Raw genomic sequence first — 10336 nt, 5'->3', positions numbered from 1 at the left:
CGCGTCCTTGAAGCCGGGGTAGGTCTCCTCCAGCGCGTCTATCATTGGCGTCTGGATCACCCCGGGCAGCACTGCGTTCACGCGGATGCCTTTGTCGGAGTACTCCACCGCGGCGGCTCGGGTGAGGCCGATGACGCCGTGCTTCGACGCGACGTAGGCGGACTGGTGGGCGATGGCGGCCTGCCCGAGGGACGAGGCGGTGTTGATGATGGATCCGCCGCCCTGCGCTAGCATCTGCGGGATCTCGGCCTTCATGCTGATGAACACTCCGGTGAGGTTGACGGCGATCACCTTGTCGAACTGCTCCACCGTAACGTCGGCGAGGTCGGGGCCGGTGACCTCGATGCCGGCGTTGTTGTGCGCGATGTCGAGTCGGCCGTAGCGGTCCACCGTGGCCTGGACCAGGTGCTGCATCGACGCGAGGTCGGTCACGTCCGCCCGGACGAACGTCACGGCGTCTCCGCCGTCGATGTACTCGAGCGTCCCGTTGCCGGCATTCTCGGACAGGTCGGCGACGACGACCCGTGCGCCGTGGTCGACGAGGACCTTCGCGGTCTCGCGCCCGATCCCTCCGCCACCACCGGTGACGAGTGCGACCTTGCCATCGAGCGAGTTTGACATTGTGTGCTTCTTTCTCTCGGGGAGCGGCGTCGGTCGGCGTCGCTCGTTCAGTGCGGGAGCTGCGACGCGGTGTCGGCTGTGAGCCGGCGGACGTCGCTATCCAAGGTGGGGCGGTCGATGCCGAAGAAGGCGAATGAGATCGTTCCCATGAACGCGAGCCTAGTGTCCGGTAGGCGACGAGAGGGCGGTTCACTACGGCCCGTTCCTGCCCCACGTGGGCAGCGCGACGACCTCTTTCATGAACAGGATCGAGCGCGAGCTCGAGGGATCGGGCCGGTACAGGCACTGGGACGTGACGGTTGAAAGTGTGTTCATTGCAGAGGACGAATCGGACTGCGAGGTTCGCGCGACACGATAACTGGCGCGACACTGACGGTGCCCCCGAGCCGACGGGACTGCTGCACGGATAGGTGACACCTGATCTGTGGTGCTGGTTGGTGCCGCTGGGAGGATGTCATCATGCCCAAGCCCTATCCTCGTGAGTTCCGCGACGATGTCGTGCGCGTGGCTCGCGGTCGTGAAGATGGTGTGACGATCAAGCAGATCGCGACCGACTTCGGGGTCAGAAGGGCCTTTCCGAACAGCAACAATAGGAGCGCGCCGACTGTGAGGACGATCGAGGGCAGTTGGGTCCGCGACCCTGCTTGGTCCATTGCCGCCGTGCGGGACGTGGACGAGCCGACCGAGAAACTGCCCTGCGCGCCGGCGTCCCCGGTACGCCTGTCATAGATGGGGGACGCGAGCGTGTGGTGTGCGTTGTACCCTCCGGGGGTGGGTAGACGCGGCGACCCGAGAACATCTGAAGGAGTGACGGCATATGAGGCATGTGACTTTGCCGGGCGGAGAAGTCGTTCCTTCGATGGGTCAAGGCACCTGGAAGATGGGCGAGCGTGCTGAGCGACGATCCGACGAGATCGCCGCGTTGATCGCCGGTGTCGAGCTGGGCATGACGCTCGTTGATACTGCCGAGATGTACGGCGACGGCGCGGCGGAAACGCTGATCTGCGAAGCGCTAGGCGACCGGCGCGACCAGTTGTTCCTCGTCAGCAAGGCGTATCCGCAGAACGCCTCGCGCGCACGCCTTTCACGCGCATGCGAGGCGAGCTTGGGACGTCTCGGCACCGACCGGCTCGACCTCTACCTGCTCCACTGGCGGGGATCGGTGCCGCTCGCTGAGACGATAGAAGCGATGGAGGCGCTGAAATCGGCCGGGAAGATTCGGTATTGGGGTGTCAGCAACCTCGATACTGACGACATGGACGAGCTTGTTTCTGCCGGCGGGGATGGCTGCGTGACCGATCAGGTTCTCTACAATCTCGTCCGTCGAGGCCCTGAGTTGGAATTGTTGCCGTGGCTCGTCGCTCATGAAATGCCTGTCATGGCGTATAGTCCCGTCGAGCAGGGACGACTCTCAAACCATCCCTCCCTTGTGAAGATCGCAGCCAAGGTCGGTGCTACCCCTGCGCAGGTCGCACTTTCCTGGACGTTGCGGCACGATGGCCTCATCGCCATCCCGAAGGCGAGTTCGATCGCACATGTGCGGGAGAACCGGGCAGCCGCAGATATCGTCCTCTCCGACGCCGACCTTGCGACACTCGACGCGGCATTTCCTCGGCCACGCGACCGTCGCCCGCTCGAGATGCTCTAGCTCAAATGGCGGTTTTCTCTCAAGGGAACCGAACGTGAGACGGATCGGCTCGAGGCGTTCAACGACGCGGTGCTTGCGATCGCGATCACACTTCCTGTGGTGGAACTGCACGCACCGAGGCCTGAGGATGGCGACCTCGCCGCGGCCTACCTGAAGCTGGCACCGGACTACGCCGCCTACGTCCTCAGCGTGATCCTCATCGGCCTCTATTGGGCCCACAGCCATTTCAGCGGCAAGCTGCTAGAGAAGACCGACCATGGCTACAACCTGCTGACCATCGGCTTCTTGGCTGCGGTCAGTATCACTCCATTTCCCGCGCGCCCGTTGGTCGAACATTTCGGTGGAGATGCGGACAGCACAACCGCCGCCCTCTGGTACCTGGGCATAGCAGCGGCACCGGCGACCTGGTGGTTTCTTCGGTGAGTGCACGCCACCGCCAAAGGTCTACCCGATCAAAGGCTGACCGAGGCTTATCCTCGCCGCCTCACCATCAAATATGGTCTTACCGCCGCTGCCTACTGGGCGGCGTCCGGAGTGGCGTTCTGGAATTGGCGTGGCGGATTGATCGCGGCGGGGATTGTAACGTTGGGCTACGTCATTCCCCCCGCAAAGCCCGTGTACAGACCCGGTATGGAACCGGGACACGATCAGATGGCTCGTTGACTGAAGGAGCGGATGGTACCTCGGAGCTGCTCGTTCCTTGCGAGTGAATAGCGACCTACCGTCGTCCGACGTTTTCGGGCTTGCTTTGCTCGCCGATCGCCAGATCGGCTAGAACACGCGCACCAGGCCGCAATTCGGGCACCGCCAGACCGGGGGAGTCGGCGGGTTCCACGACGGTTGCAGCTGCACCAGGCAGCGCTCACAGGTAGGGGAGAAGCCTGGCCATTCGTCGTCATCCATGACGCCAGGCAACCGGGATGCCGGCGGCGCCGCAGAAACCGTCCACAGGGACGTTCAGCGCCTTCCAGGAGAGGCCGGCGTGACCGCCGAGGCCCATACCCATGCCTTCATCTCCGTCTCGCCCACGCGGAACCTGATCGCGCAGGCATCCGCTGTCCACCGGCAGACCTCCGCGTCGACGAGCGCCGGCGTCGCGCCGAAGCGCACCCACGCCTTCGCCGGCTTCGGCCGCGGGTCGATAGTCACCGGTTCTACGTCTAACCGCAGCTCAGCGCTCGAGAGCGACTGCAGGGGGCCGGCCTCCGCAGCGATCCGCTCCAGTATCCGGGTATCCATCCTGCGATCGACCGCCGACGCGTATCGCTTCGATGTACCCACTGCCGATCCTCCTTGCGGACCGCCAGGTTATCGATTTTAGAACAGATGTTCTATTCCGTGTGCTCGTCCGCCAGGTCGTCCGAGGCGTCAGCCTCGGCTTGAATCTGCTCAACCTCGGCCCGCAGCCGGCTCAGCATCTCCTTGCTGTGATCCGCGAGTGCGGCATCCCAGGCATCGACGGCGCTGGTCGGGTGTCGACTGTGGCTCTTTTGATCCGAGAAACCCCATGCCCTGAGACTGGGGGAGAGGGTTCCGCGCAGCGGGACCCGGGCACTATCCCGGCTCGATCGCTACACGTCAACTCAAGGGCGAGCCCCTTGACATGTCGTTCGGCGGGGGCGTTTGCTGTCTCGCGGAGGGCCGGCGTTGTCGAGGCCCCGTCAAAGAAGCATCGAGCAATACATCTGATGGGAGTGGACATGAAGGCAGTGGTGTACGAGGGGCCCCGTCAGGTCAGCACGAAGGACGTCCCGGACGCGAAGATCGAGCGCCCTACCGATGTCCTGGTCAGGGTGACGACGACGAACATCTGCGGCTCGGATCTGCACATGTACGAGGGGCGGACGTCCTTCGAGGTAGGCCGGACGTTCGGTCACGAGAACATGGGGGAGGTCATCGAAGTCGGCAGCGGCGTGGAGAAGGTCAGGGTCGGAGACCGGGTTGTGCTCCCGTTCAACATCTCGTGCGGCTTCTGTAAGAACTGCGAACGCGGCCTGACCAACTACTGTCTCACCACCCAGCCCGAACCATCCTTGGCCGGAGCGGCCTATGGGTTCGCCGACATGGGTCCCTACGGCGGTGGCCAGGCGGAGCTGCTCCGCGTGCCTTTCGGTGACCACAACGCGCTGCGCCTGGGCGAGGATGCGGAGGAGAAGGAGAACGATTACGTCATGCTCTCTGACATCTTCCCCACCGGCTACCACGCCACCGAGATGGCCGGCGTGATACCCGGCGACAGCGTTGTGATCGCCGGGGCGGGCCCGGTCGGGCTGATGGCTGCCCTGTCCGCGATGATCAAGGGTGCCGCGAAGGTGATGGTGGTCGATCGTCACCCTGACCGGCTCGCGTTGGCCGAGCAGATCGGTGCGATTGCCATCGACGACTCCAAGGTCGACCCCGTGCAGGCTGTGCTGGACGAGACGATGGGGCTCGGAGCTGACCGTGGTTGCGAATGCGTGGGCTACCAGGCCCACGATCCCCAGGGCAACGAGGACACCGCCGCCACGCTGAACATGCTCATCAACGCGGTCCGCTTCACCGGAGGAATCGGCACCGTTGGCGTGTTCATCCCCCAGGACCCGGGGGCCAAGGGCGAATTGGCCAAACAGGGCAAGGCAGCCATCGACTACGGCACACATTGGTTCAAGGGTCAGACCATGGGAAGCGGTCAGGCCCCGGTCAAGCGGTACAACCGCCGACTGCGAGACTTGATCGCGGCCGGCAAGGCGACCCCTTCGTGGATCGTCTCCCACGAAATCTCGCTGGACCAAGCCGCCGATGCCTATAAGAACTTCGACGCCCGGTCCAAGGGTTGGACCAAGGTCCTCATCAAGCCCGGCATGTCAAACGGAAAGAAGGAAAACTGAGATGGCAGCAGATCTCCAGGGCAAGAGGGTCGCGATCCTCGCCGCCGACGGAGTCGAACGCGTTGAGCTCGAGCAACCCCGCGAAGCACTGGAACGGGCCGGCGCTCAGACCGAGGTCCTCTCGATCCACGACGGCGAGATCAAGGCCCGTGAGAACGACCTGGATGAAGCGGGCACGTTCACCGTCGACGGGTTGGTCGCCAATGCCTCGGTGGGCGACTACGACGCCCTGCTGCTTCCCGGCGGCACGGTGAACCCCGACCAGCTCCGGGTCGACAAGGACGCCGTCTCCTTCGTCCGCGACTTCGTGGAGAGTGGCAAGCCCGTGGCGGCGATCTGTCACGGGCCGTGGACGATGATCGAGGCTGGCGTGGTCGGAGGTCGCACCTTGACGTCCTTCCCGAGCATCCGCACAGACCTGCGCAACGCCGGTGCTGACGTCGTCGACCAGGACGTCGTGGTCGACGGGAATCTGATCACCAGCCGCTCACCCGAGGACCTGCCTGCGTTCTGCGACACGATCGTGGCGAAATTTGCGAGCAACTCGACCCAGGAGGAGGTGACGTCATGAGCGTGACAAAGGGACTGCTTGTCAGGCTGGAGGCCCTGCCCGGCAAGGAAGACGAGGTCCAAGAATTTCTCGGCATCGGGCGAGGACTCGTCGAGGAGGAACCGGCCACCATAGCGTGGTTCGCGATTCGTCTCGGCCCCTCTTCCTTCGGGATCTTCGACGTGTTCCCCGATGACGCCGGCCGCGACGCGCACCTGTCCGGCGCAGTAGCGACCGCTCTCGGCGAGCAGACCGGCACACTGTTCAGCGAACCGACGATCGAGAAGCTCGACGTCCTGGGCTCCAAACTCCCCGCCTGACACGACAGCCCGGGAGTATTGGCACAGAAAGGAGGGGTCGCTGCGCGCGGTGACTTCGGGCTTACACAGCCCGCTGACGTCGTGGCAGCGGCCCCTTCTTTTGCGGCCTATCGCTAATCAGCAACAGATCGGGGAACCGCGATGACAGGAACTGACGACGGCGTTGCCACGACGCGTGCACCCGAGGTAGCAGTGATCGGGGGCGGGATCGTCGGTCTGTCGACGGCGTACGCGCTGCGGGAGCAGGGCGTGCCGGTGCGCTTGTACGAGGCTGGTCTGCCCGGGACGGGTCAGTCCGCAGGCGAGTCGCGGATCTTCCGGCATGCCCACGACGACCCGCGACTCGTCGCTTTCGCGCGCGAAAGCCGCGGCGTATGGGATGAGTGGGCCGAACACTTCGATGTCGAGCTGGTCTCATCAGACGGTGTCCTGGCGATCGGAGACAGCGCCCTGGCGCGGCTGCGGGTGCTCGACGAGGTCGGCGGCGTGGAAGCTCACGAGATCGACGCGGCCGAGGTCGCCCGGCGGATGCCGCTGCTCGCTGGGTACTCGGGGCCAGCGGTGCTCGACGAGTCAGGCGGCGCGATCCGCACCCGCGCCGCAATCACGGCACTCACGGGTGCCCTTGCAGATGCGGTCACCACCGGTGAGGTCATCTCCATCGATCCCCGCGCCGATGGAACGGTCGAGGTGCGCAGCGTCACCGACCGGTCTATCTACTCCAAGGTGGTCGTGTGCGCCGGCCGCGAAACCGCCCGCCTGGCACGCAGCGTCGGCCTGTCGCTGCCGGTTCGCCTCGCCGCACACGTCAGGCTGACCTTCGACGTGAAAGCCGCCGCCCCGGCACGAGTCGCGTGCCTGCAGGACAGTAGCGGCGTCTTCGGCGAGGTCGGCGTCTACGCGACGCCGCTACCGGGTAATAGCAGCTATTCGGTTGGACTCAGCGACACCGTCGGCGTCCGCGACGACGGAACTTTCATCGACCCGGCGGCGATTCGATCGCTGGACGAACGCGCACGCGAGTACGTGACACGGGCGCTGCCCGGTCTTCACCCTGAGCCGCGCGACTTCCTTCACTGCTGGGTGACCGACCTCCCGTGGAGTGAGGACGGCGTGGCCGTGTGGGAGGCGGGCTCTGTCTTTTTTGTGGCCGGTCACAATTTGTTCAAGCAGGCACCTGCGCTGGGTCGCGCTCTTGCCCGGGCTGCGACCGGCGGCGGTCTCCGCGCCGAGCTCACGCCCGAAGCGCGCCTCGGCGAGGCCCAGAGCTAGGGCGTGTCTCTCTATCGCGGGGGGATCCGCGCTTCTGGCCGGCAAACTGTTTAGCGAACCCACGATCGAGGAGTTGGACGTCCTGGCCTCTAAGCTCCCCGCCCGAGACTACGATCTCGTCACTCGTCAGGATGGGGTTACGTTGATGGCTGCGTGCGGTGCGGCGGTGAGGTAGCCGGCGGAAGCACCGACGCCTTTGTTCGCGACGTGCTCGGGCGTGTTAGCTGCAACCACGGTCCCGCCAGCGTCGCCCGCACCGGGCCCTAGATCGATCACGTGGTCGGCCACTGCGATGACACGCATATCGAGCTCTGCCGCGACGACGCCAGTATTACCCGCCTTGACGAGCGTCTGCAGATGCGCGACCAGACGATCCGTGTCGGCGCAGTGGAGCCCGGAGGTCGGCTCGTCCAAGACGTACAGCGTGTCTCGGCGCTGCGCCCGCTGCAACTCGGTCGCGAGCTTGACACGCTGCGCTTCACCCCCGGAAAGCGGCTCATCCCAATCGGGGGTGTAGGGGTTGGGGTCTGAAGCCGCCGGTCTCGAGCAGGCTTCGGGCGATGTAGTTGGTCAGGTTGCGGAACCCGAGTGCGGAGCCGCGTAGGTGTTCGAGCCGTCCGTTGAGCCCCTCGGTCGGCCCGTTGCTAGTGCCGGGTCGTTCGAAGTAGGCGAGCACGTCAGCGGCTCGCTTCTCCAGGGTCCGGCCCAGGGTGGTGAGCTCGGTGAGCACCTTAGGGACGCCGGCGCTGAGGTCGGTGATCAGCTTCTCCATGAGCTCGCGGCCACGTTGCCGGTCCTCGTGGCGATAGGCGGCGGTCATGCGCTGGTAAACACCCCAGGTCGCCTCGGCCTCGACGTGAGCGTCACCAACGAACAGCGCGCGTAGCCTGTCGCTCTGCTTGTTGGTGAGCAGGTCCGCGCCGGTGTGTAGCGTGCGCCGCGACTTGTAGAGCGGGTCGTCCCTGAACCCACGGTGCCCGTGGAGCGCGAGTTGGACCCGGCGCCGACACCTGTCGAGGGCGTCACCGGCCAGGCGCACGACGTGGAAGGGATCCATCACCGTGACCGCGTCCGGGATCTCCTCTGCAGCGGCGGTCTTGAACCCGATGGAGCCGTCCATCGTGACCACCTCGACCGCTCACGGAAGGCGTCGTCGCGGTCGGCGAGCCAGGTCTTGAACGCCGCCTTCGACCGGCCCTCGACCATGTCGAGCAGCCTTGCTGGGCCGGCGCCATCGCGGACTGGGGTGAGGTCGATGATCACGGTAACGTACTTGTCGCCAAGCCTGGTATGGCGCCAGACGTGCTCATCGACGCCGATGACGTTCACGCCCTCAAACCGCGTGGGTCGTTGATCAGCAGTCGCTTGCCTTCAGCCAAGACCGCGCCGTTGGGGCGGTGTCCCACGCGACCCCGAGTCCCTCGGCGACACGGGCGACGGTGAGGTGTGCGACCACGATCCCCTCCAGCGCACACCGCAGCCCGGTGCGCGAGAGCTTCGCGCGTGGTTCCGCCGCGGCGCTGGTGTCTTGGCGCCACACGTGTCCGCAGTCGGCACAGCGGTAGCGGCGCACTACAACTTCCAGCACGGTCGGTCGCCAGCCCTGCGGCTCGTGGGCCAACCGCCGGATCACGGTGTCACGAGCAGCGCCTTCGCTGCCGCACCGTCGGCACCACTGATCTGGTTCCATCACGCGGCACGCGGACCGCACGATCCGGTTCAAGTCGTTGTCCGGTCACGCTCAGACCGAGGCCGTCGAGTCGAGCGAAGGCGGTCAGGTCAGGTCAGGGCGGCCGAAGCCGGCCGGCGGGGTAGCGTCGGTCACGTCGAGGTCTTTCGGATGGATGGCGTAGGAACCTCCGTCGTCGGGAGACCTCCACGTCTATCTGCGGACCAACGCGTCCCGGCCGACCTACACCGTCGTCTCAGAAGACCCCCGAAACGTCTTCGACGACGACGGGACCGGCGAGGAGGAGGGCGCGGTGAGCTAAAGGAATGGAGCTTGCTCGGCTTCGGCGCCGCCGCAAGCTCCGGTGAAACGGTCGGTACTGGTCGGTCGTCGTCGGTCACCACCGGATGGCGGTGTCCCCCACGCTCGGCGTTTGCGCAGGTCAGCGGCTCGTTTGCCCAGTGGGCGCATCAAGCGATAGACGCAAAGCCGACGTGATGAGGTCGTCGGTTCGATTCCCACGGGGGGCTCCGGCGAACAGCCCCTGACCTGCGGAAACGCAGGTCAGGGGCTGTTCGGTTCTGGTGGTCGCGCGATGCGCTGGACTCACGGCTCTGCCCGACACCGACGTCGCTCTCCTCTGCGACGGACCCCTCGCGGCCGGCATCCTGTCCGTGTGTCGATAGGCCTCGCACCGCTCGGCAACGCAGCGTGGCGTTGCGTCGCGACCTGGCTACGGCTCGGAGGGGCGCGATCGTCTCGTGCGTTGGCGGACTACGGGAGCTTGGACGCGTGGACGTCGGCCGCCATGATCTCGGTGCTGCGCCGAGGAGGTGCTGGTTGGCCGTCAGGTCCGAGCCGTGACCGTCTACGTCGACGACGCACGCATCCAGCCCCGTGCCGGCCGGGGGCCGGGTTCGGTGCGGGTCGGTCTCAGAAGGCGCTGGCGGCGGCTTCGGCGACGGCCTGGTCTTGGACGCCGGTTCCTCCGCTGACGCCGACGGCGCCGACGACCTGGCCGTCGCGCTCGAGCGGGATGCCACCGGCGAAGATCATCACCCGACCGTCGTTGGAGGCGTTGATGCCGTAAAACTGCTCACCGGGTTGGGCGAGGTCGCCGAGGTCTTTGGTGGCTGTGTCGAACGCTCGGGCCGTGAAAGCTTTGTTGATCGAGATGTCGATGCTGCCCAGCCACGCTCCGTCCATCCGTACGTGAGCGACGAGATTGCCGCCGGCATCGACGACGGCGATGTTACTGGGCTGACCCTGCGTGCTGGATTCAGCTTCTGCTGCCGCGATGACACGTTTGGCGTCGTCCAACGACAATGTAGGAATAGATGGCATCAATTGCTCCTTCGAGTGTGGCGTGCGCTTTGTGGCTCGAGCCGC

9 protein-coding genes and 3 pseudogenes are annotated in these 10336 nt (G+C 65.6%); 7 read left to right on the top strand and 5 right to left on the bottom strand.

Features of this window, described 5'->3' with window-relative positions; all coding sequences use genetic code 11:
- A partial coding sequence (locus D8Y23_RS14825; RefSeq protein ID WP_128218850.1) for an SDR family NAD(P)-dependent oxidoreductase occupies window positions 1-621 on the bottom strand: 621 nt, incomplete at its 3' end.
- 459 nt (window positions 622-1080) lie between these two features.
- Here D8Y23_RS14825 and D8Y23_RS14820 point away from each other — a divergent pair.
- From D8Y23_RS14820 to D8Y23_RS14810, 3 genes and pseudogenes are all read left to right on the top strand, one after another.
- Complete coding sequence (locus D8Y23_RS14820) at window positions 1081-1350, top strand: hypothetical protein (RefSeq protein ID WP_108320582.1); 270 nt, start codon at window positions 1081-1083, stop codon at window positions 1348-1350.
- Between the two features lie 130 nt (window positions 1351-1480).
- Window positions 1481-2269 carry an aldo/keto reductase gene (locus tag D8Y23_RS14815; protein WP_240663921.1) on the top strand — a complete coding sequence of 263 codons (789 nt, stop codon included), beginning with the start codon at window positions 1481-1483 and terminating at the stop codon, window positions 2267-2269.
- Window positions 2270-2326: 57 nt separating this feature from the next.
- Window positions 2327-2692: pseudogene (locus D8Y23_RS14810) on the top strand (TMEM175 family protein); the annotation flags it as partial.
- A 534-nt stretch (window positions 2693-3226) separates the two neighbouring features.
- Here D8Y23_RS14810 and D8Y23_RS14805 read toward each other — a convergent pair.
- The gene (locus tag D8Y23_RS14805; RefSeq protein ID WP_108320579.1) at window positions 3227-3550 is read right to left on the bottom strand and encodes a hypothetical protein; all 324 of its coding nucleotides are present in this window, start codon (window positions 3548-3550) and stop codon (window positions 3227-3229) included.
- Window positions 3551-3969: 419 nt separating this feature from the next.
- On the opposite strand from D8Y23_RS14805, the gene D8Y23_RS14800 reads away from it, so the two are divergent.
- The 4 genes from D8Y23_RS14800 to D8Y23_RS14785 all read left to right on the top strand — a co-directional run bounded on the left by D8Y23_RS14800 (window position 3970) and on the right by D8Y23_RS14785 (window position 7278).
- Window positions 3970-5136 (top strand): glutathione-independent formaldehyde dehydrogenase, encoded by a 1167-nt coding sequence (locus D8Y23_RS14800; protein ID WP_108320588.1) that lies wholly within the window; start codon window positions 3970-3972, stop codon window positions 5134-5136.
- A gap of 1 nt (window position 5137) precedes the next feature.
- Window positions 5138-5707 carry a type 1 glutamine amidotransferase domain-containing protein gene (locus D8Y23_RS14795; RefSeq protein WP_108320578.1) on the top strand — a complete coding sequence of 190 codons (570 nt, stop codon included), beginning with the start codon at window positions 5138-5140 and terminating at the stop codon, window positions 5705-5707.
- Window positions 5704-6006 (top strand): putative quinol monooxygenase, encoded by a 303-nt coding sequence (locus tag D8Y23_RS14790; RefSeq protein ID WP_108320577.1) that lies wholly within the window; start codon window positions 5704-5706, stop codon window positions 6004-6006. Before D8Y23_RS14795 ends, D8Y23_RS14790 begins: the two co-directional genes overlap by 4 nt.
- A 141-nt stretch (window positions 6007-6147) precedes the next feature.
- Window positions 6148-7278, top strand: a complete 1131-nt coding sequence (locus D8Y23_RS14785; RefSeq protein WP_205797265.1) for an NAD(P)/FAD-dependent oxidoreductase — start codon at window positions 6148-6150, stop codon at window positions 7276-7278.
- A 126-nt stretch (window positions 7279-7404) separates the two neighbouring features.
- On the opposite strand, the pseudogene D8Y23_RS14775 reads toward D8Y23_RS14785, so the two are convergent.
- The 3 genes and pseudogenes from D8Y23_RS14775 to D8Y23_RS14765 all read right to left on the bottom strand — a co-directional run.
- Window positions 7405-7770, bottom strand: a pseudogene (locus D8Y23_RS14775) (excinuclease ABC subunit A); the annotation flags it as partial.
- Between the two features lie 4 nt (window positions 7771-7774).
- Window positions 7775-9103: pseudogene (locus tag D8Y23_RS14770) on the bottom strand (ISL3 family transposase).
- Window positions 9104-9880: 777 nt separating this feature from the next.
- A complete protein-coding gene (locus tag D8Y23_RS14765) occupies window positions 9881-10291 on the bottom strand; it encodes a GlcG/HbpS family heme-binding protein (protein ID WP_063250650.1) in 411 nt (136 codons plus the stop codon).
- Window positions 10292-10336: the final 45 nt, after the last annotated feature.

Source organism: Microbacterium enclense, assembly GCF_004022425.1.
Classification (GTDB): Bacteria; Actinomycetota; Actinomycetes; order Actinomycetales; family Microbacteriaceae; genus Microbacterium; species Microbacterium enclense_A.
Note: the sequence above shows the minus strand (reverse complement) of the source record. Positions and strands in the feature narration are given on the sequence as shown.

Bases quoted from the DNA above. Each gene is read 5' to 3' on its own strand.
- D8Y23_RS14790 (WP_108320577.1), top strand. From the start codon at position 5,704: ATGAGCGTGACAAAGGGACTGCTTGTCAGGCTGGAGGCCCTGCCCGGC.
- D8Y23_RS14820 (WP_108320582.1), top strand. From the start codon at position 1,081: ATGCCCAAGCCCTATCCTCGTGAGTTCCGCGACGATGTCGTGCGCGTG.
- D8Y23_RS14800 (WP_108320588.1), top strand. From the start codon at position 3,970: ATGAAGGCAGTGGTGTACGAGGGGCCCCGTCAGGTCAGCACGAAGGAC.
- D8Y23_RS14815 (WP_240663921.1), top strand. From the start codon at position 1,481: ATGGGTCAAGGCACCTGGAAGATGGGCGAGCGTGCTGAGCGACGATCC.
- D8Y23_RS14765 (WP_063250650.1), bottom strand. From the start codon at position 10,291: ATGCCATCTATTCCTACATTGTCGTTGGACGACGCCAAACGTGTCATC.
- D8Y23_RS14785 (WP_205797265.1), top strand. From the start codon at position 6,148: ATGACAGGAACTGACGACGGCGTTGCCACGACGCGTGCACCCGAGGTA.
- D8Y23_RS14795 (WP_108320578.1), top strand. From the start codon at position 5,138: ATGGCAGCAGATCTCCAGGGCAAGAGGGTCGCGATCCTCGCCGCCGAC.